This window comes from Paraburkholderia sp. DD10, from assembly GCF_049177125.1.
GTDB lineage: Bacteria > Pseudomonadota > Gammaproteobacteria > Burkholderiales > Burkholderiaceae > Paraburkholderia > Paraburkholderia terricola.
This window is the reverse complement of the sequence record NZ_CP185393.1, coordinates 1213922-1233150: the sequence shown is the minus strand read 5'-3', so window position 1 is coordinate 1233150 and position 19229 is coordinate 1213922. Positions and strand designations below refer to the sequence as shown.

17 protein-coding genes and 4 pseudogenes are annotated in these 19229 nt (G+C 64.1%); 8 read left to right on the top strand and 13 right to left on the bottom strand.

Annotation, left to right across the window (positions count from 1 at the left end; all coding sequences use genetic code 11):
- Positions 1–127: 127 nt before the first annotated feature.
- The 3 genes from ACOCG7_RS20925 to ACOCG7_RS20915 all read right to left on the bottom strand — a co-directional run bounded on the left by ACOCG7_RS20925 (position 128) and on the right by ACOCG7_RS20915 (position 2683).
- Positions 128–814, bottom strand: coding sequence for a nitroreductase family protein (locus ACOCG7_RS20925; protein WP_244744142.1), 687 nt, complete (start codon positions 812–814; stop codon positions 128–130).
- Between the two features lie 112 nt (positions 815–926).
- Positions 927–2396 (bottom strand): MBL fold metallo-hydrolase RNA specificity domain-containing protein, encoded by a 1470-nt coding sequence (locus tag ACOCG7_RS20920; RefSeq protein WP_244744144.1) that lies wholly within the window; start codon positions 2394–2396, stop codon positions 927–929.
- A gap of 47 nt (positions 2397–2443) precedes the next feature.
- A complete protein-coding gene (locus tag ACOCG7_RS20915) occupies positions 2444–2683 on the bottom strand; it encodes a hypothetical protein (RefSeq protein ID WP_244744145.1) in 240 nt (79 codons plus the stop codon).
- 299 nt (positions 2684–2982) lie between these two features.
- On the opposite strand from ACOCG7_RS20915, the gene ACOCG7_RS20910 reads away from it, so the two are divergent.
- The 5 genes from ACOCG7_RS20910 (at position 2983) to ACOCG7_RS20890 (ending at position 5938) form a co-directional block, all read left to right on the top strand.
- A complete protein-coding gene (locus ACOCG7_RS20910; RefSeq protein ID WP_280519481.1) occupies positions 2983–3117 on the top strand; it encodes a hypothetical protein in 135 nt (44 codons plus the stop codon).
- Positions 3118–3130: 13 nt separating this feature from the next.
- Positions 3131–3928: a potassium channel family protein gene (locus tag ACOCG7_RS20905; protein WP_244744147.1), complete on the top strand. Its 798-nt coding sequence runs from the start codon at positions 3131–3133 to the stop codon at positions 3926–3928.
- A gap of 224 nt (positions 3929–4152) precedes the next feature.
- Positions 4153–4713 (top strand): hypothetical protein, encoded by a 561-nt coding sequence (locus ACOCG7_RS20900; protein WP_244744149.1) that lies wholly within the window; start codon positions 4153–4155, stop codon positions 4711–4713.
- A gap of 213 nt (positions 4714–4926) precedes the next feature.
- On the top strand, positions 4927–5577 hold the full coding sequence (locus ACOCG7_RS20895; RefSeq protein WP_244744150.1) for a BON domain-containing protein: 651 nt from the start codon (positions 4927–4929) through the stop codon (positions 5575–5577).
- A gap of 94 nt (positions 5578–5671) precedes the next feature.
- Complete coding sequence (locus ACOCG7_RS20890; protein WP_244744151.1) at positions 5672–5938, top strand: UDP-glucose 4-epimerase; 267 nt, start codon at positions 5672–5674, stop codon at positions 5936–5938.
- 122 nt (positions 5939–6060) lie between these two features.
- Here ACOCG7_RS20890 and adhP read toward each other — a convergent pair whose 3' ends face one another.
- A complete protein-coding gene (gene adhP / locus ACOCG7_RS20885) occupies positions 6061–7086 on the bottom strand; it encodes an alcohol dehydrogenase AdhP (protein ID WP_073431475.1) in 1026 nt (341 codons plus the stop codon).
- A gap of 231 nt (positions 7087–7317) precedes the next feature.
- Between adhP and ACOCG7_RS20880 the strand changes: the two genes are divergently transcribed.
- The gene (locus tag ACOCG7_RS20880) at positions 7318–8007 is read left to right on the top strand and encodes a CBS domain-containing protein (protein ID WP_244744152.1); all 690 of its coding nucleotides are present in this window, start codon (positions 7318–7320) and stop codon (positions 8005–8007) included.
- Positions 8008–8212: 205 nt separating this feature from the next.
- On the opposite strand, the gene ACOCG7_RS20875 is transcribed toward ACOCG7_RS20880, so the two are convergent.
- From ACOCG7_RS20875 to arcD, 7 genes and pseudogenes are all read right to left on the bottom strand, one after another.
- Positions 8213–9370 (bottom strand): glycosyl hydrolase, encoded by a 1158-nt coding sequence (locus ACOCG7_RS20875; protein ID WP_244745011.1) that lies wholly within the window; start codon positions 9368–9370, stop codon positions 8213–8215.
- A gap of 79 nt (positions 9371–9449) precedes the next feature.
- Positions 9450–9809 (bottom strand): hypothetical protein, encoded by a 360-nt coding sequence (locus ACOCG7_RS20870; RefSeq protein WP_244744153.1) that lies wholly within the window; start codon positions 9807–9809, stop codon positions 9450–9452.
- A 7-nt stretch (positions 9810–9816) separates the two neighbouring features.
- Positions 9817–10581 (bottom strand): annotated as a pseudogene (locus ACOCG7_RS20865) (type VI secretion system Vgr family protein); the annotation flags it as partial.
- 21 nt (positions 10582–10602) lie between these two features.
- Positions 10603–11511, bottom strand: a complete 909-nt coding sequence (arcC, locus tag ACOCG7_RS20860) for a carbamate kinase (protein WP_244744154.1) — start codon at positions 11509–11511, stop codon at positions 10603–10605.
- 10 nt (positions 11512–11521) lie between these two features.
- The gene (gene argF, locus ACOCG7_RS20855) at positions 11522–12520 is read right to left on the bottom strand and encodes an ornithine carbamoyltransferase (protein ID WP_114162456.1); all 999 of its coding nucleotides are present in this window, start codon (positions 12518–12520) and stop codon (positions 11522–11524) included.
- Between the two features lie 37 nt (positions 12521–12557).
- Positions 12558–13775: an arginine deiminase gene (locus tag ACOCG7_RS20850; protein WP_347142912.1), complete on the bottom strand. Its 1218-nt coding sequence runs from the start codon at positions 13773–13775 to the stop codon at positions 12558–12560.
- Positions 13776–13799: 24 nt separating this feature from the next.
- Positions 13800–15281, bottom strand: a complete 1482-nt coding sequence (arcD, locus tag ACOCG7_RS20845; protein WP_244744157.1) for an arginine-ornithine antiporter — start codon at positions 15279–15281, stop codon at positions 13800–13802.
- 254 nt (positions 15282–15535) lie between these two features.
- Between arcD and ACOCG7_RS20840 the strand changes: the two are divergent.
- Positions 15536–16004: pseudogene (locus ACOCG7_RS20840) on the top strand (universal stress protein).
- A 145-nt stretch (positions 16005–16149) separates the two neighbouring features.
- A pseudogene (locus tag ACOCG7_RS20835) lies at positions 16150–16295 on the top strand (transposase domain-containing protein); the annotation flags it as partial.
- 240 nt (positions 16296–16535) lie between these two features.
- Here the strand turns inward: ACOCG7_RS20835 and ACOCG7_RS20830 are convergent.
- Both ACOCG7_RS20830 and ACOCG7_RS20825 read right to left on the bottom strand, forming a co-directional pair.
- Positions 16536–16805, bottom strand: a pseudogene (locus ACOCG7_RS20830) (DDE-type integrase/transposase/recombinase); the annotation flags it as partial.
- 59 nt (positions 16806–16864) lie between these two features.
- On the bottom strand, positions 16865–19003 hold the full coding sequence (locus tag ACOCG7_RS20825; protein WP_416448067.1) for a hypothetical protein: 2139 nt from the start codon (positions 19001–19003) through the stop codon (positions 16865–16867).
- Between the last annotated feature and the right edge of the window lie 226 nt (positions 19004–19229).

The window sequence follows — 19229 nt, the reverse complement described above, 5'->3', positions numbered from 1 at the left end:
GCCGTGCGTCCCGCTTGCACCACGACACGATGCCGCTCAGTAAACAGCCCCGGTCTCACGGCATGCCATGCAGACACCGACCGTAGCGCGGCCCAGTACGCGCACGCGCGCTCGGCTCGCGCACTCCTCAGGAGATATCGTCCGCATCCCCAGGCTCGGAACGATCGAAGTGCCCGACGGTTTGTGCGAGAACCGGCACGCTGTCGCGCGACAGATGCATCTCGACGCCCAACGCGCTGCGGTTGAGCCAGCTTCGGGCGGCGACCGCCAGCCCCGCGGCGGCGCAAAAAAGATAAACGTTCTCCACGATCGCGCCCGCGCTCGCATACGCGAACGGCTCGCGCTGCGACGGCGCGATGTCGTGCATGCGCGCGAGGTCGGCCACGTAGACCAGTTCGACCGGCGCTTCGCCGACGAAGTCCTGATAGCCCGTCAAGCCGCGCAGATCGGCGGCTCTCACCAGATCGAGGCAATGCTGCAACGGGTCGTAGCGGTATAAGCCGCAGGCGAGCGCCGCATAAACGTCGATCTCGTGCAAGGCGAGCACGGACGGCGCCGTGCGTCCGCCGTTGCCGTCCGAATCGCCGCGGTTGACGCCGTTGGCGGCCCAGAGCAACTGGCCGAGGGTCGCTTCGTCGAGTTCCGTCGTGGCGAAGCGGCGCGTCGTGCGCCGTTTCGAGAAGGCTTCCATGATGGGCAGGCCGCCGCTCGACATCGGCGCGGGCAGGGCGATACGCGGCGCCGATGGACCTGTCACCGGGCGGGGGCGAGCCGGGTCGCGCGTTGCCGTGCCGAGTCTGAAGAAGTGTTTCATCGCGGTCTCATCGAACACGGGTGGGGCAGCCGCCGGGCGTTCATGTCGTGGTCTCCTGCACGCTTTCATACGCCCACTGTGTCAGGCTGCGCCGTGCGCGGATTGATCTGGATCAGTTCGAATTCAATGGAGCGCCGCTCGCGGCATCGGGCGCCGGCACGCCGCGCACCGTCGCCGTATTCGCGACGGCGACGCAGGGATCGACGCCCGCGTATTCCGCGGATGCCGGCAAGTCGACGCTTTCCAGGTAGACCGGCACGTCGCAGCGCCAGTGATACGTCTCTTCGATGTGACGGCGCATCGCATCGGCGGCGGCCGGCTCGCCGTGGGTGACAAAGGTGCGCCGCGGCGGCTCCGGTATCGAATGCAGCCAGGACAGCATCTCGGCGTAGTCCGCGTGGGCCGACAACGACGACAGGCTCGCCACCGAGGCGCGCACCGGCACGTCGTCGCCGTGAATCCTGATCGTCGGCGCGCCGGCCGCCAGCGCCGCGCCGCGCGTGCCCGCCGCCTGATAGCCGACCAGCGCGATCGTGTTGCGATGATCGGGCGCAAAGGCTTTCAGGTGATGCACGACCCGGCCGCCGGTCGCCATGCCGCTGCCCGCGATGATCACCATCGGGCCGTGCCGCGTCAGAATCGCCTTCGATTCGTCGACGCTGCGCACCCTCTGCGCGGCGTGGCTGATCGCGTTGGCCTCGGTCGAGCTCAGCCGGTGCTCGCCGACATGATGCAAATAAAGCTGCGTGACGCTCGTCGCCATCGGGCTGTCGAGAAAGACCGGCACATTCGCCATCCGGCCGGTGGCTTTGAGTCGCGCGATGTGATGAAGCACCGATTGCGCGCGCCCCACCGCGAAACACGGAATCACGACAACGCCGTCACGCCGGAAGGTCTTCGCGAAGACTTCCGCCAGCTCGGTGGCGGGATCGGCTGTGTCGTGCAGACGGTCGCCGTAGGTGGATTCGACCACCAGGTAGTCGGCGTGCGCGAGCGGCATCGGCGCGCGCATGATCGGGTCGTCCGGCCGGCCGAGATCGCCCGAGAACGCGATGACCTTGCCTTCGACGCACAGCACCACGCTCGCCGCGCCGAGAATGTGCCCGGCCGGCAGCAGGCGAAAACACGCGTGCTCGTTCAAGCGCTTGGGCACGTCGAAGTCGCGCGGCTCGAGCAGTTCCAGCGCGCGTTCGGCGTCGTCCAGCGTGTACAGCGGCAACGCCGGATGATGCTTCGACAAGCCGTGGCGGTTCGCGTAGGCCGCTTCTTCCTCCTGCAAGCGCGCGCTGTCGCGCAGCATGATCTGGCACAGGTCGCGGGTGCCGCGCGTGCAGTAAATCGGTCCGCGATAGCCCGCTCGCACGAGCACCGGCAGGTAGCCGCTGTGATCCAGATGCGCGTGGGTCAAGACCACCGCATCCAGCGTGTGGATATCGACGGGCAGGGGACGCCAGTTGTGCAGACGCAGATTCTTCGTGCCCTGAAACAAACCGCAGTCGATCAGAATCCGCAGCCCCGCGCCTTCGAGGAGATATCTCGAACCGGTGACGGTTTCCGCCGCACCGAGAAAGGTCAGCTTCATGTCGCGCACCTCGCAGTCGGGAGTGGCCGCATTGGCCGGGAGTTCCTTCAGCGCGCCGAGGCTTGCAGGGAGGCGTTGCGAAGCGCTTGCGCGACGCGCCGGAACGCGTTGAGCGAGCCGGCGATGCCTGGGTACTTCTCCCGGCCGATCCGACCGTCCAGCGTGACCAGCATGCCCGCCTCGCGAGCGAGCGTGAGGATGCGATTGAGATCGCCGGCGTCGAGCGCATCGCGCAACTGGCCGTCAGCCGGCGCCTTCCCGGCATCGAAAGAAGCGTGGGTCGTCATGATGGTCTCCTGAAGCGCTCGACAGGAATGGCGCGGCGGTTTTTACCGCTGCGCGGATGGGTCGATTGCGGTCTCCGATGAATTCAGTATTGGTCATCGAACAGGCCGGATAAATCAGGTCTCGCTGAGACTGCGGTAGGTGTTCCTGCGCGGATGTCAGCGTTTCCCTACACGGTGGCCCCTCTCACGACAGATCATGATCCACGTCAAATGTCTGGACACGTCCTGCCCATACTTTTAAAAAGACAAGTGGTTGCAACGGCATCCGTGGCGTTGCACCCGAAAATGGGCGGACTGTGATGAAAAACCGATGGCGCGCGGCGCTTGCGCTGCTGACGATCCGTGTTGCCGGCTGCAGCACCGAAGCCCGCATTGCAGCACATCGCGACACTGAAATCACGCTTGAGAAGGCGCGCGATCTCGCGCGCGTATAGAGACGGTGTCGCCTTGAACGAAAGCTTGCGCGTGGCGGGTCTCGCCGGGGTCGATCCTCACGACGACGCGCGCGCCGTGCACGCATGGCGCTGGATGCAGTGGGCGCTGTTCGCGCTCAGCCTGCTCGCGATTCCGGCGTTCTATTTCGAACTGGCTGCCGCAGCCGGGTTTCATCTCGTGGGACGTGCGCTCTATGCCTGCATGTCCGCCGGATTCGCGGCGGTCCTTGTCCGCATGGCCTGCCTGAGCCGCAAACCGCGGCGCTTTCTCACGCGCAATGGCTACGACGTGCTGATTGCGCTGGCCGCGGCGGGCGGTGTGGCGTGGGGCATGGCGCCGTGGTCGTCGGCCGAATGGGTGCTGCGCATCCTGTTCGTGGGGCTCGTGGCGGTGCGCATCGTGGTGTCGCTGCAAGGGTTCTTCTCGCCCGGCCGCCTGTGGCTGCTGCTCATCGCAGCCGCGATACTGCTCGCCTGCGCGGGAGCGGGGTTTTACTGGCTCGAACCCGGCGTGCATACCTACGGCGAAGGCGTCTGGCTCGCGTTCGAAAGTAGCGCGACTGTCGGTTATGGCGACATGGCGCCGACCACGCCCGCCTCGCGCGTTTTCGCCGCCTTCGTGGTGCTGCTCGGCTACGGACTGTTGTCGCTGGTTTTCGCCAGCATTGCCGCGACTATCGTCGAACGGGAAGAGCGCATTCTGCGGCGCGAAATGCATCGCGACATCAAGGCGCTGCGCGGCGAGATTGCCGCGCTGAGAAAAGACGTGCAGGCGCGCGGCGGCGAAACACGCGTTGCCGATCCGCCTTAATGCGCCTCGCGTCTTGCGCCACGCGCCGGCCGACGTGTGGAGAGGAGGAGGTCTCACGGCACGCGCAGACGGCTCACGTCGAGGGCAAGCCCTTGCGCGATTGACGCAAGTCAACGGGCTTCAGACGCCCGCGCCTACATTGGACGCAGTGCTGCCGCGCAAGCACTCGCCGCAGCGTCTCGCTGCCCGCATGCGGACCGCTTCATTACGTCAGGAGATTCATCATGACAGACCCATCCGTCACCCCGTTCGATCTGTACCGCGCGAATCTTGCATTCGCGCTGCAAATGCTGAGCTTCGGCCACGAAGCGCGGCAACAGGCCGGCGAGTTCCACATGCAACGCGTCCGGCGCGACCTGGCGGCGGCGCAGGCGATTCGCAATGCGGCCTCGACAGCGCGTGACTGGAATGAATTCGCGGCGTCCTGCCAGAGCGTGGCGCGCGAGTACCTGACAACCACCGCCAGTCTCTGGCAGCAAGGCCTGGGTTCCGCGGTGCGGCTGCAAAGCGGCTATGGCGAGGGACTGCGCGAAGCGTTGGCAACGTGGCAGTCGGCGTGGAGCGAGCAATGGCCGACGCACGTCCCCATGAATCCGGTCATGCAGCCGTGGCAGGAGTGGTTGCAGTACATGCAAGGCGCGGCGGCCGGCATGCCTTACCGGCGCGCGGACCGCGGCGGCGCCAGTCAGGCCGCGCCGGCCAATTCGGCGAATTCGGCGAATTCGATCCAGCCGCCGTCGTCGTCCGGCGGTCGCGAGCGGCGAGGCCAACGACATGGCGGCTAGGCCGCGCTGCTTGCATCGCCGGCGGCATCGAGGTGATTCGCCGCCGCGCTCAGCCGGCGTCTTCACGATGCGGGGTGCTTGACGCACGTCAATCGGCGTCTCGCCGCCGCGCCTAAAGTCAGTGATACGGCACGCCCGCCACGATATGAAAGAGCGCGAACGCGTGATTCGCCGCACGACGGCGCATGGCTGCACGCAAACGAGGAGCATGCAATGAAGTCGGACATGGAATTGAAACGGCAGGTCGAAGACGAACTGGCCTGGGATCCGGCGGTCAACGTCGCGGACATCGGTGTCGAAGTGCATGACAGGGTCGTGACGCTGTCGGGCCACCCGGTCAGCTATGCGGAAAAGCTCGCGGCGGAGAAGGCCGCGCAGCGCGTGGCCGGCGTGAAGGCGGTCGTCGTGGAGATGGCGATTCGGTTGCCGCACAAGGACGTTCGCAGCGACGAGGAAATCGCCAGCGCGGTCCGCACCATTCTGCACTGGACCGTCGGGTTGAGCGAAGAGGCCGTGAAGGTGCAGGTCGAGAAGGGCTGGGTGACGCTGGGCGGCGAAGTCGATTGGGCGTATCAAAGCCACGTCGCCACGCGCACGATTTCGCACATGCGCGGCGTGACGGGGGTTTCGAACCTCATCCGGATAGGGGGCGATGCGGCCGCGCACGATATCGGCGAGCAGATCGGCCGTGCGCTGCAACGCCACGCCGAACGCGAGGCGAAGCACATCGGCGTGAAGGTGCACGAGGGAACCGTCACGCTGGAGGGCACGGTCGGCTCCCTGGCGGAGCGCTCGGCCGCGCGCGGCGCGGCATGGTCGGCGCCAGGCGTGCATGCGGTCATCGACAATCTGACGGTGAGGTAGGCACCGCCAACTCGCCGCGACATGGCCGACGCCGCTCATGCAGCCGTCGCCGTGCGCGACGCATTGCCGGCGACGCATCAACGAGGAACGACTCATGACGATTTCGGGTAACGCGGGCGAGGGCGACTGGTCGGTCGCCGCCACCACGCATTGCGCGGCGGGCGGCTTCGATTGCTCGATCGAACTCAGCCATCGCACGCCAGCGGGAGTGTTCAGGCACGAGTTCAGGCACAGCAGTATTTTTCCCACGGAGCGCGAAGCCGTACTGGCAGGATTGCGCGAAGGCATGCAATGGCTGGGACTCAAGATGTCGAACACGTTGTCGGCCGTGCCACGCGAGTGTTCTGCCGGGGCGGCGTGATTGCCGGCTCTCGTTCGTGATTCACCGCTTCGCCATGAGTCCATGACTTCGTGCCGGGCGCGAGCCGGTCAAGCGCTCGCGCCCGCGTTGTGCCCCGCGTCGTTCCCCTGCGAATCCACCGATCAATCGAGCTTCAGCACGATCCGGCCATCGACCCGACCGCTCTTCAGTTCCGCGAAAACATGATTGATGTTGTCCAGCCGGTCCAGATGAATCCGCGCGCGCACGCGGCCTTCGGCGGCGAATTCGAGTGATTCCTGCAAGTCCTTGCGGGTGCCGACAATGGAACCCCGCACGGTGATGCCGTTGAGCACGGTCGAGAAGATCGGCAGCGGGAAGTCGCCCGGCGGCAGGCCGTTCAGCGCGACGGTGCCGCCGCGGCGCACCATGCCCAGTGCCTGAGCGAAAGCGCCGCGCGATACGGCGGTGACGAGCACGCCGTGCGTTCCGCCGATTTCCTTCTGGATCGCCGCGGCGGCGTCGCATTCGGCGGCGTTGAACGTGAGTGCCGCGCCGAGTTCACGGGCGAGAGCGAGCTTATCGTCGGCGATGTCGACCGCGACCACGCGCAGGCCCATCGCGATCGCGTATTGAACCGCGACGTGGCCCAGGCCGCCGATGCCCGAAATCGCGATCCATTGACCCGGCCGCGTGTCCGTCATGCGGATGCCTTTGTACACCGTGACACCGGCGCAGAGGATCGGAGCGATATCCTCGAAGGCGACATTCGACGGCAAATGGCCGACGTAATTCGGATCGGCGAGCACATACTCGGCGTAGGCGCCGTTGACCGAATAGCCCGTGTTCTGCTGCTCGTGGCAAAGCGTTTCCCAACCGCCGAGACAATGTTCGCAATGACCGCAGGCGGTATACAGCCACGGCACGCCGACGCGGTCGCCTTCCTTGACATGCGTGACGCCCTCGCCGACGGCGGCGACATAGCCGACGCCCTCGTGGCCGGGAATGAAGGGCAGTGTGGGCCTGACCGGCCAGTCGCCGTCGGCCGCGTGCAGATCCGTGTGACAGACGCCCGACGCCTTGATGTTGACGAGGATCTGTCCGCGCGCGGGCTTCGGAACGGGGACCTCCTCGATCCGCAGCGGAGCGCCGAATTCGTGAACGACAGCAGCTTTCATAACTTGGGCCATGACCTTTCTCCAGACGAAGATTGCGTGGCAACCAGTATCGTCTTCACGGATGCGGCGTAATTGACCTGAGTCATCTGTCGGTGGATGCGCGCGCCAGCATTCGGGATGATCCACGTCAAACGGGACGACCCCGCATCGGCCTAATCTCAAGGCACAAGAGGGCTTAACCGGCGTTCGATACCGACGGCCGGTTCCGCGAATTCAAGTATCCAACCGTTGAGGAGGCTTACCATGCGCGCATCCGATGTCATGACCACCAATGTCATATCCGTCTCACCCGACATGACCGTGCGGGAGGTCGCCAGAATTTTCGTCGATAACCGCATCAGCGGCGCACCGGTCCTGGGCCCCGGCGGCGATGTCGTCGGCATGATCAGCGAAGGCGACCTGCTTCGCCGCAGCGAAATCGGCACCGATGAGCGCACGCGGACCTCGTGGCTCGATCTCTGGTCCGCGGACCATGAAGCACGCGATTACGTCAAGACTCACGGCGCCAAGGTGCGCGACGTGATGACCGCCGAGGTGCTGAGCGTTCGGCCCGACACGCCGCTCGGCGAAGTGGCCGGGATTCTGGAAACGCGGCGCATCAAACGCGTGCCCGTGATGATGGCGGGGCAACTCGTGGGGATCGTGAGCCGCGCCAATCTCGTGCAGGCGCTGGCGAGCGTGCCGGATGAGCCGGCATCGGATGTCGCGCTGTCGGACGGCGAGATCCGCGCGATGTTGATGGGCGAACTCGCGGGCCGCAAGTGGGCGTTCGCGGGCCGCAATATCGTCGTCAGCGACGGCGTCGTGCATCTGTGGGGCGTGTTTCAATCGACGGAAGCGGTCGATGCGGTTCGTGTGGCGGCGCAGAACATACCCGGTGTCAAGGGCGTGGAGGATCACACGGAGCCGTATCAGATGATGCCGGGGATTTGAGTGTGGGTGCTGCTGCGGGGATGAGGATGGGTAGTGTGGGATGAGTGCAAAACGAGCCCCGCGAGGTTTCGCGGGGCGGTCGTTGTCTCTGTGAGACGGTGGGAGCGGTTGTGAGCTAGCGAAAGCTGCGCTCGGGCGCCTGTCGCGGGGGAAGGGTTAGGGTTTTACGGCGGTTTTACGGCGCGTTGCGCATTGGGTTGAATCGCTACAGTTTCCGCTTCTTCAACGTGTAGGCGAACAGTGCGTATTGGGTATTGGTATCCGGGTCGAAATAGCCGCCCTGGGCCGCGCCATCATTGAGTTCGTTCCACGATTTGCCGGAATCCTTGCTGATGAAAGTGAGATCGGCCGGCGCACCGTCGCCCGTCGCATCAGTGGCATAGACCAGCAGCACGCCTTGTCTTCCCGCGCTGAGGCCATCGAGCATCAGGCGGTCGTCGAACGTATGCAACTGCTGCACGTTGGGGCGCTGGACGTTCGCCCATACCGAGAGTGCGCCCGTGCGGTGTCCCTTGTCGCTCGGGTCGTCCCAGTTGCGCGGCGTGCCCAAGCGGGATAACGCGTACAGCGAATAGCCGCCGGTCGTCTCCGGTGACGATTGCAGGTCGACCACCGTCTGGTTCGGCAGCACCACGTCCTGCTCGAAGTCCTGCTGGTCCCACGTCATTCGGTAGATAAGACTCGATGTTTTGAGCTCGCCCAATTGTTCGACGTAGTAGGCAACACGCAGCACCCCATCAGCGCCGAGATTGACCGCGTCGAAGGTTTTGCGCGGCTTGCCGGTGTTGGCTAGCGGCGGCACCTTTATTTCTCGCCATGACTGACCGCCGTCGGCCGTGCGCCATACGTGGGGTCCCCAGCCGATTGCATAACCACGCTGCGGATCGAGAAACAGCAACTGGCCGATGTTGTGGTCCTCTTGCCAGTTCAGTTGGGTCCAGTTCTGGCCGCCGTCGCTGGAGCGCCAGAGTTTGGTGATCTGCGGGGCCTGCTCGTCAGCAGCGTGCGGTACCTTGTAATCCATCCACCCGGTGCTGACGTACACCGTGCGCCAGTCTTTTGAATACCACCAGACGGCATTCTGACCGCGTTGCTGGAACGTGCGCGTCAAGCCACCACTGAACGTTCCTTTCAGGAAAGCTACTGTGCGTCGATTTAGCCGTTCGGAAGAATCATCCATCCACGCTTCGGTAAACTCCGCGACCTCGGGATTTTTGAGTTCACTTGCCGGCTTGAACTTCAGTTCCGGTCCTGCAGTCTTGAGGCTGATGATGTCGTCGCCGCGAATACGAAATGCGCCCCCGCCATAGGGTTTGTCACCTTTTGCAAAAGATGTCGTGACCGTTTCCCAGCCTGTTGTCATGCTCTGATATCCGTAGGTTAAAGCGGCCAGCAAAGCAAGACCGCCTAATAGCATCGTCCAGCGTTTCGATTTTTGCATGTCATTTTGCCAGCAGGCGACCGAGTGCCTTGCCGACTGGATCGTCGATGTCAGAATGGTTAATCATATGCGGCAGAACCACTTTGCCGCTGTCAACGGCCTGCTCCCACGTTCGTATGTCGCCCCATTCCTGGATGTTCGGTTGCGCCGAGATCTTTACCAAATCCAGAATCGGAAGATCTGCGAGACCTCCATCCAGATATGCTAAGGGATGCGTCTTGAATGCGAAGGATTTGAAGGTATTGTCGTCAAGCTCAAGCATGTACCGTTGCACCGGAAAGTCGATGCTGCCGTTCCCTGGTTTCAGACTGTCCATTTGAATACCATCATGCTCCATGTTTTGGCGTAAGCCATCTTCCATGTTCGTCTGCATTGGCACTGCCTGTTCCACCGCCCGCGGTCCTGCCACCCGACGGCGAGCCCGCAACATTGTTCCGGGTAGCATCGGTGAACGACTTCAGTGCCGCGTGTCCGTCCCCGAGGCTTTCAGCCTGATGCGTGGTGCTCGCCCCGGACAGCGCCTCCAGCACGCTTTCCGCATTCACCAGTTGCGAGTTCGCCTCGCGCACGTCGAGTTGCTGGCCCGCTGCCGGTTTCGCATGCGTGGAGACGTACAGGCCCTGACTAGCGCGCACCGCGCCGTAGGCGTCGGACTTCAGGTCGAAACCGCTGCCCAGATACGCGCCGCGTGTGTTGCCGGTCTGCGCGATCAGATAACCCAGATGCAGATGCGCATTCGTGCTGCTGCTATGGAGGTGAACGCGGTTCTGGCCGGTCGCATCGTCCATCACCATCTGGTTGTAGCCGCTGCCCTGATATTCCTTCGACCTGTAGCCCGACAGCAGACCGTTCGAATGTCAGTGCGATTGCGTCGCGCCGTTATACACCCGGCCCGTGACGAGCGGCCTGTCGCAGTCGCCATCCACCCATTCGATCAGCACTTCCTCGCCGATCCTCGGCACATGCACGCCGCCATAGCCGCCGCCCGTATCCGACATCGCGACCCGCAGCCAGCATGACGCCTTCTCGTCGCCATCGTTGAGCCGGTCCCAGTGGAAGCGCACCTTGATGCGGTTGAGCGCGTCGGTGTAGACCTCTTCGTTCGCCGGGCCGACGACGATTGCCGACTGCACGACCACACCGCACGCTCCCACTCACCGCGTAACCTGCGTACCCGCCGTTCCCGCCGCCATTTCCTCGATCTGCTCGAGCGAGCCGATCACCGCGCGCTTGCCGGTACGCGCGACGAAATCGCACGCCGCTTCCACCTTGGGGCCCATCGATCCGGCGGGAAACACGATCGACCGCAATGCCGCCGCCGATATCTCCCCCAGCGCCCGCTCGGTCGGCGTATGCCAGTCGGCATAGACGGCATCCACGTCGGTCGCGATCAGCAGCAGATCGGCGCTCAGATTCGCGGCGAGTAACGCGCTGCACAGATCCTTGTCGATCACGGCCTCGATGCCGGTACGCGTTCGCCCGTCCGCCGCGAGCGTGACCGGGATGCCGCCGCCACCGGCCGCGATCACGATCGCGTCGTGCTCCAGCAGCCATTCAACCGGCTTCAGCGCGTCGATACGCCGAGGCTTCGGCGACGCCACGACCCGCCTGAAGCCGCTTCCATCAGGCGCGATACGCCAGCCATTGCGCGCCGCAAGCAGTTCGGCCTGCACCTGCGTATAAACCGGGCCGATCGGTTTGGTGGGATGCGTGAAGGCCGGATCGTCGGCATCGACCTCGACGCGCGTGAGCAGGGTGGCCACCTGCCGCGCGGCCGGCAGCGCGTTCGCCAGTTCCTGTTCGAGCAGATAGCCGATCATGCCTTCGGATTCGGCGTCGAGTACATCGAGCGGCGCTGCGTCCTCCGCGTTGCCGTTGGCGGCCTGCAACGCCAGCAGCCCGACCTGCGGACCGTTGCCATGCGCGACCACCAGTTGATGCTCACCGGCAAGCCGCGCGATCTGCGTCGCGGCACGGCGGATATTGGCGATCTGGTGCGCCATCGTCATCGGTTCGCCGCGGCGCAGCAGCGCGTTGCCGCCCAGTGCTATCAGAATGCGCATCTCAAGTCCCTTACGCGAGCGTCGCCACGAGCACGGCCTTGATGGTGTGCATGCGGTTTTCAGCCTGGGAGAACACGATCGACGCATTCGATTCGAACACTTCGTCGCTCACTTCGAGTTCGGACAGGCCGAAATGCTCGTGGATCATGCGGCCGGTTTCCGTGTCGAGATTGTGATAGGCGGGCAGGCAGTGCATGAAGCGCGTGCGCGCCTTGCCGGTGGCTTTCATCAGCGCGGCGTTGACCTGATAGGGCAGCAGCAGATCAATGCGCGGGCCCCACGCCTGAACCGGTTCGCCCATCGACACCCACACATCCGTGTAGATGAAATCGGCGTTGCTCACGGCCTCATGCGGGTCCTCGACGATCGTCACGCTCGCGCCGGTTCGCTCGGCGAGATGCCGCATCTGTTCCACCAGTTCGTCGTTCGGCCACAACTCGCGCGGAGCGGCGATACGCACGTCCATGCCCATCTGCACGCCGCCGATCAGCAGCGAATTGCCCATGTTGAAGCGGGCGTCGCCGAGGTAGCAGAACGACAGTTCGTGGAGCGGCTTTTCGCCGAATTCCTGCATGGTCAGCAGATCGGCGAGCACTTGCGTCGGGTGGAATTCGTCGGTGAGGCCGTTCCATACGGGAACGTGCGAATAGGTCGCGAGATCCTCCACCATGCTCTGATGAAAGCCGCGGTATTCGATGCCGTCGTAGAGGCGTCCGAGCACCCGCGCGGTGTCCTTGAGCGACTCCTTGCGGCCGAGTTGCGAACTGCTGGAATCGATGTAGGTGACGTGGCCGCCCTGGTCATGCACGGCGACCTCGAAGGCGCAACGTGTGCGCGTCGAGGTCTTTTCGAAGATCAGGGCCACGTTCTTGCCGGTGAGGCGCGGCACTTCGTTGCCTGCATATTTCGCGCGCTTGAGTTCGGCGGCGAGGTCGAGCAGAAAGCGGATGTCACGCGGCGTGAAATCCTGCATGTTCAGCAAACTGCGGTTGCGTAGATTGAATGCCATGAGTGAATTCTCCAGGAGTGCGACGCGCGCGCGGGCGTCAGAGGGGGGCGCGTTCGATGGGGCAGGTCATGCAATGGCCGCCGCCGCGGCCGCGGCCCAGTTCGCCGCTCGGAATCGTGATGACCTCCACACCGGCCTTGCGCAAAAGCGTGTTGGTGTAGACGTTGCGGTTGTAGGCGGCGACCACGCCCGGCGCAAGCGCGATCACGTTATTGCCGTCGTCCCATTGCTCGCGCTCGGACTCCCACGTATCGCCGCCGGTGGCGACGGTGCGCAGCGTCGCGATGCCCAGCGCCCTAGCGACCACGTCGAGGAACGGCGCGCTCTCGGGCCGCACGTCGAGCTGACCCGGCATGCTGCCGGGGCGCAAGGTCGTGCAACGGATCGCATCGACCACCTCGGGAAAGATCGTCACGAGGTCGTGGTCGCAGAAGGTGAAGACGGTGTCGAGATGCATCGCGCCACGCGAGCGCGGCAGTTGCGCGGCGATGACCTGCTTGACCGATTCGCGGGCGAACAGCGCCCGCGCGAGTTGCGCGACGCCTTGCGGCGAGGTCCGCTCGCCCATGCCGATCAACACGACGTCGCGCGATAGCGGCATCACATCGCCGCCTTCGAGCGTGGCGCCGCCGTGGTCCGTGTCCGGGTCGCCCCACCAGATGCGCGTGCCGCCGCTGAAGAGCGGATGGAACCGGTAGATGGCGGCGGCAAGCAGCGTTTCCTGTTGCCGGGCCGGCCAGTACATCGATCCGAGCACGATGCCGTCGTTGATCCAGCAACTGCTGTCGCGCGTGAAAAGCGTGTTCGGCAACGCCGGAAGAATGAAGCCCGAGGGCGGGGTGCATTGCGCGAGCAGACCGGCGGGCTCGAACGGCAACTCGGCTCGAACGATTCCGCCGATCAGGCGTTCGGCCAGCTCGTCAGCGCTCATTTCATCGAGCCAGGGCCGCAGTTGCTCGGCCAGTTCATCGTCCACCGTGCCCGGCGCGAGCTTGTGCTCGAGCACCCACTCGCGCGCCTCGCGGCCGCGCAGAATGTCGGTCAGCAGATCGTGCATATCGAGCACGTCGACGCCGTGCTCCTGCATCGTGCTGACGAACGCGTAATGATCGTTCTTCGCCTGCGATACCCACAGCACGTCGTCGAACAACAACTCGCGGCAATTGGCCGGTGTCAGGCGCGCCTGGGCGAGGCCGGGGCGGCAGACCATGACCTTGCGCAACGGGCCGATTTCTGAATAAACGCCGAATGTCATTGTGATTCTCCTGGGATTGACGGATCAAAGGCCGAGCGCGCCGGTGGACAGCAGCCATGCCGCCACGGCGGCGAGAACGAGCAGGGCCGCGAGGATCACCACTTCGAAGGGCTTGAAAAGACGCGCGCCGCGTTCGCGTTTCGCCCAGCCGTACAGCAGCACGCCGGGTGCGTAGAGGAGGGCGGAGAGCAGCAGATACTTGGGACCGGCGGCGTACAGCAGCCAGCCGCAATAAACGGTCGCGGCCGCGCCGATCAGCAGATCGCGGATGCGCGTGTTGTCCGTCGGCGCATAAACTTCGCCGCGCATCGCGATGCGAGTCGCGTAGACGGCGGAGAACAGATACGGGACCAGGATCATCGAAGTCGCCAGCGAGATGAGCGCCTGATAAGTCGCGCTGGATACGAGCGTGATGATGAGAAACAACTGCACCAGTCCGTTGGTGACCCACAGCGCGTTGGCCGGCACGCCGTGACTATTTTCCCGGGCCAGAAACTTCGGCATGACGCCGCCGTCCGCCGGCGTGAAGAGCGTTTCGGCCGCCAACAGCGTCCAGGCCAGCAATGCGCCGCCGACCGACACCAGCAGACCGAGACTGATCAGCACCGCGCCCCAGGCGCCGACCGCGCGGTCGAGCACGCCGGCCATCGACGGGTTCTTCATCGCGGCGAGTTCGCCTTGCGGGACGATGCCGAGCGACAACAAGGAGACCGCCATCAGCAGCACCAGGACGACGGCGAAGCCGAGCAGGGTCGCGCGCCCGATATCCTCGCGCCGCTGCGCGCGGGCCGAGAACACACTCGCGCCTTCGATGCCGATGAACACCCACACGGTGATGAGCATCGTGCTCTTGACTTGCGTGAACACGCTGCCGAGCTTCACGTTGCCCCAGAAGTCCTGCGCGATCACATGGCCCTTGAATGCGGCTGCCGCGAGCACGATGAACAACAGCAGCGGGATGATCTTGGCGACCGTGGTGATCGCGTTGAGCACCGCCGCGCCGCGCACGCCGCGCAGGATCACCGCGTGCATGATCCACAGGGTGATGGATGCGCCGAGCACCGCGGCACGTGTGTTGCCGTCGCCGAATACGGGAAAGAAGTAGCCGAGCGTGCCGAACACGATGACGAGATAGCCGACGTTGCCGATCCACGCGCTGACCCAGTAGCCCCACGCCGAATTGAAGCCGACGAAGTCGCCGGCGCTGGCCCGCGCATAGGCGTAGATGCCGTTGTCGAGTTCGGGCTTGCGCGTCGTCAAGGTCTGATAGACGAACGCGAGCATCAACATGCCCGCGCCGGCGATCAGCCAGCCGATCAGCACGGCGGCGGCGCCGGCGCCCGAGGCCATGTTCTGCGGTAGCGAGAACACGCCGCTGCCGATCATCGAACCGATCACCAGAGCGGTGAGCAAGCCGAGGCGCAATGGTTTGGCGCCCACGCTCGCAGGGCTGTCGGCCGGCTTCGCGGAAGCGGAGGCCGGGAGTGAATCTGCCAGGTTTTTCATGACGGACCTCGCCGTTTTTTTTGGTAAGTGGATTAGGTCACTTCATGGCGATGGGTCCATTGATCTGGATCATTCACCCGACGACCGCGGACCGGTCGGGCTGGGAGAACGCGAAGTCGGACGATCTGTCACGCGCTTGCTTGATGCAGGTCAGGCGACCGAACGCATTCGCGCCGATGATCCAGTTAGCTGTGGCGATACGCAGGTATCCGGCCGTCGAGCGGGATTCCTGCAACGTCTACGAGGAGCGGGTCATGTATCAGAAGATCGTCGTGGCGCTGGATGGCAGCGAGTCGTCCAGATGGGCGCTGTACGAAGCGCTCGACATGGCGCAGCTTACGCAGGCGCGGCTTCACGCGGTGTACATCGTGCATCCTTGGGGCGTGTCCAGGTATGCGGGCTATGTCGACTCGAATCAGCTTCGTAACGTGCTACGTGAAGACGGCCGCATTGCTCTCGACGAAGCGCGCCGGGCCATGACCGAACGTGGCGTGCCCGGCGACACGGAGATCGAGGAAACAGAAAATGCCGCGGACGATGTCGCTCACTGCCTCGGCCGTTGCGTGCAACGCCAGGGTGCTGGTCTGGTGGTGATGGGTACGCAAGGCCGGCACGGCATAGGGCGGGTTGTTGCTCGGCAGCGTCGCGGAAGCGTTCTTGCGGCGCGCGGACGTTCCGGTGCTTGTGGTGAGATCTCCGAGGGATCTGGATGGAATACCGTAAGCGCGTCTTCATTACCGTGTAGATTTACTTGTTGAGTTTGGCTACTTTGGTGCCCACCAAACGAATGGTGGACGCTACAGTGGACAGCCCTCACCAATCCAAACGGTCCAAGCGACCGAATTTCTCGGTCAAGTTCAAGCGGCAGAGCCTCATTGGGACCGCAAAACTCAACGGCATCGAACCTCAGGCGTTCTGCGCTACGTGCTTGCACGCATCGCCGACCATGCGATCAATCGCATCGACGAACTTGCACCGTGGGTCGTTGCCGCTCAGCTCCGCACCACAGTCTGAAGATCGCGATCTCCAGTCAAGACGTTGCTGGTGCCGCGCTTACGTTCAACGTAACGACCCTACTGCAGATTCAAATGTTTTCACCATACCGACTATCTGGCACTCATCCGGCGTATGGCTGCCAGAAGGGTACGCCTCTCGCGATTGATACCCCGCGCCTTGCGGCGCTTCGTTACGTTGTCAGAGCCGCTCTTGATTCAGGCCCCTGGATTCACCGGGTGACACCGGTGGTTCTCTCCTTCGATACGGCGAGAAGGGAGAACAACTTCTGTAAGCGACCTCGTGTCGCACTTCGATGATGTTGTTCAGATACTTGTTTTGACGGATCTTGATCGGAATGTCGCTCTCGGCGTTCAGACTCTCCAGCGCGGCCAGATTCTCGCCACTTTTGTCGATCGTGATCGTCTCTGGTTCGCCGTTCTGGTCAATCGACTTCTCGAAATAACGTTGCGCCGCAGTCTTGTCACGCTGGGCTCGCAGCAGGAAATCAACGGTCTTCGACTTATCGACGCAAATCATATCGCACCGCCTTAATGCGACAGAACCCGTTAATGCGACAGATTCCGAAATCAAGGCATCCCGGCGCGGCCCAACACGACTCCGTTCGTTCCGGTTTGTGCCTGCCACCAGTATTTCGCTGCGCGCAGGTTCGGGTCCTGGATTGCGAGGTAGGTCGTACTCCACAGCTGGGCAGCGTTCGCTTCGGTGACGTCCGCGCTTCGCGTGCCGAACGCTTCGCTCTGGTAGTGGCCGTTCGCGTACGACCATGACCACATCTCGGAGGCCCGCATGTCCCTGGCGTTTGCGATCACCTGCCAGACACGCAGTCTGGCATCGCTGAGCAGCGACCGGACCGGATCGGGCAGATCCTGGCGGGCGAGTTGCCGGTCCAGCCCGGCGACCCACATCGCCTGTTGCCACGACCAGATGACCGCGCCGTGATAGGCGGCACTCGAAAAGCGCGGCCACAGCGACTGGCTCGCATACGCGGGATTCGCGATCAGCATGCCGGCATCGGTGATGAGCCCGGCTGGAAAGGGCTGCACGATATCGGTCACGATCCGCTGCAGCGTGTCTGCGGAGGGCGTACCGAACAACAGCGCAAAGCCGCCGTCGGAGTTCATCACCGGGACCGGATTGCCTTGCTCGTCGAGCGACAGCGCGTAGAAGGATACCGGCGCGACGGGCACCGTGCCGACCGGCACGCCTGCCTGCGCCGCATAGGCAGGCAGTTGCGCTGCGGCCTGCTCGGGTGTGGCCGTCACGGCGAAGAGCGCGGGCGCGGCCGATTCCCAGACCGACGCTTCCTGCGCGGCATCGACGAGCGCGTTACGCTGGTCGATGCTCAGGTACGGCTCGAGCAGGCCGCTTTCGACAAACCGGCTTGCCGCGCGCAATGCGGCCGGCACGAGCACAGCGTTCACGTCGTAGGGGTACACGCCACCGCCGAGGCCATTGGTGCTGTCCCGCCAGTTGCCGACAATCTCGCCGGCACGCAGGTGGATCAGGTTCGACGCGGTGCTCTGCTGCGCGAACGCACGGGCCGTGTTGGCGACGAACACGAGGTTGCCGGCGAGTCGGCTTCCGTGCGTCTGTCCGCCGCTTCCGGTCTGCGCGAGATAGGCGGCGGCACGGGTCTGGCCGCGCGAATCGTCGATCAGCCACGCGGCCATGATCGGACCCAGCATGTAGTCGCCGTCGATCATCTTGTAGTCGTAGGTGGGCGTCGCGTCGTTCGGGCGGCCGTTCTTCAGGTTGTCGATCAGCGCGAACTCGCCGATGCCTTCCTCGTGCGCGACTTTCCCGTCCGGCGACAGCCTGTTTAATACGGCACTCAGCCCGGCCTCGATCGCGGTGGGCTCCAGCACCGGCATCAACATCCGGACGGAAATCAGCGTATCGCGACCGAAATAGGTGTTGTACTGCCACGAGCCGGCGAGCAGCTTGTCCTGATAGCTGAGGAAGTCGACCACGTTCTGGCTTTGCGTGTCGGGGTTCACCGTCTCGTTGAAGAGGTCGGCACGTGTGATCGGCGTCAGCGGTGTTTCACCGCTCATCGCCTGAACATGAAGATGCAGCGTGGTGCTGCCTGCCGCGGCGCGCAGTTGCAGCGTGCCGTTCGTACCGGCGGCGAGCGTGCCGCCACCCGTCACCGCAACGCTGAGCGCGTAGCCGGGCGCGCCATCGACCCGGTTGCGCCGCCATGTCGCCACGGTGCCCGACACAGCGGCCGCGGTCAGGATGTCCGGCGGCACGGCGTTGCCGCCGTTGTAATCGCGGAGGAACCGCACTGAGCTGAGCAGGGCTTGCCGCAGGGTCAGCTGGCTGGCGTCGACAGACACATCGGCTGTGATGCCGTAGAGACTCCGTCCCAGTTCGTCGCGACTGACGGCGGGTGTGAGCGGCGCATCGAGGCTCCAGTTGACGGCTTGTACGGTGTCATCGAACCACAGGCCGGTGCCGCTGTTTCCGGCAGGAAAGACGACCAGCAGTCTCGGTTTCTTCGACGAGCGCATCAGGAGATGAGCCGAGATTTTGCCCTCGCGATAGAACTGATTGATCTGCCCGCCGGCGTCCATTCTGAACGTGAGCGCGGAGGCGTCGCCACCTTGCGGCGAGCTGATGCCATCGCCGCCGGAACAGCCGTTCAGCAGAGCAGTCAACATCGACAGAATGAAAATTGCACGAGCGTGGAGTTTCAGGTTCACTGGCGCCTCCGTGTCTCATCTGGTTTATCGGGTTGCCCATCCACGTCGGAGTGCCAATCGGCATGGCCGAGAACGTTGACAAGGAAAATCTGGCTAATATCGTTTCCGGGCGCTCCCGCCAGATCACGAAGTTCCATGGAGCCTCCGCATGAAGCGGCTCGGGTCATCGAGCGGCATTAGCATAGGCGGATGATCCAGGGACATCAGACGATTTTGGCGTTCGTCC

Coding starts and splice junctions, on each gene's coding strand:
- ACOCG7_RS20925 (WP_244744142.1), bottom strand. CDS start 814: ATGAAACACTTCTTCAGACTCGGCACGGCAACGCGCGACCCGGCTCGC.
- ACOCG7_RS20920 (WP_244744144.1), bottom strand. CDS start 2,396: ATGAAGCTGACCTTTCTCGGTGCGGCGGAAACCGTCACCGGTTCGAGA.
- ACOCG7_RS20915 (WP_244744145.1), bottom strand. CDS start 2,683: ATGACGACCCACGCTTCTTTCGATGCCGGGAAGGCGCCGGCTGACGGC.
- ACOCG7_RS20910 (WP_280519481.1), top strand. CDS start 2,983: ATGAAAAACCGATGGCGCGCGGCGCTTGCGCTGCTGACGATCCGTGTT.
- ACOCG7_RS20900 (WP_244744149.1), top strand. CDS start 4,153: ATGACAGACCCATCCGTCACCCCGTTCGATCTGTACCGCGCGAATCTT.
- ACOCG7_RS20895 (WP_244744150.1), top strand. CDS start 4,927: ATGAAGTCGGACATGGAATTGAAACGGCAGGTCGAAGACGAACTGGCC.
- ACOCG7_RS20890 (WP_244744151.1), top strand. CDS start 5,672: ATGACGATTTCGGGTAACGCGGGCGAGGGCGACTGGTCGGTCGCCGCC.
- adhP (WP_073431475.1), bottom strand. CDS start 7,086: ATGGCCCAAGTTATGAAAGCTGCTGTCGTTCACGAATTCGGCGCTCCG.
- ACOCG7_RS20880 (WP_244744152.1), top strand. CDS start 7,318: ATGCGCGCATCCGATGTCATGACCACCAATGTCATATCCGTCTCACCC.
- ACOCG7_RS20875 (WP_244745011.1), bottom strand. CDS start 9,370: ATGACAACAGGCTGGGAAACGGTCACGACATCTTTTGCAAAAGGTGAC.
- ACOCG7_RS20870 (WP_244744153.1), bottom strand. CDS start 9,809: ATGGAAGATGGCTTACGCCAAAACATGGAGCATGATGGTATTCAAATG.
- arcC (WP_244744154.1), bottom strand. CDS start 11,511: ATGCGCATTCTGATAGCACTGGGCGGCAACGCGCTGCTGCGCCGCGGC.
- argF (WP_114162456.1), bottom strand. CDS start 12,520: ATGGCATTCAATCTACGCAACCGCAGTTTGCTGAACATGCAGGATTTC.
- ACOCG7_RS20850 (WP_347142912.1), bottom strand. CDS start 13,775: ATGACATTCGGCGTTTATTCAGAAATCGGCCCGTTGCGCAAGGTCATG.
- arcD (WP_244744157.1), bottom strand. CDS start 15,281: ATGAAAAACCTGGCAGATTCACTCCCGGCCTCCGCTTCCGCGAAGCCG.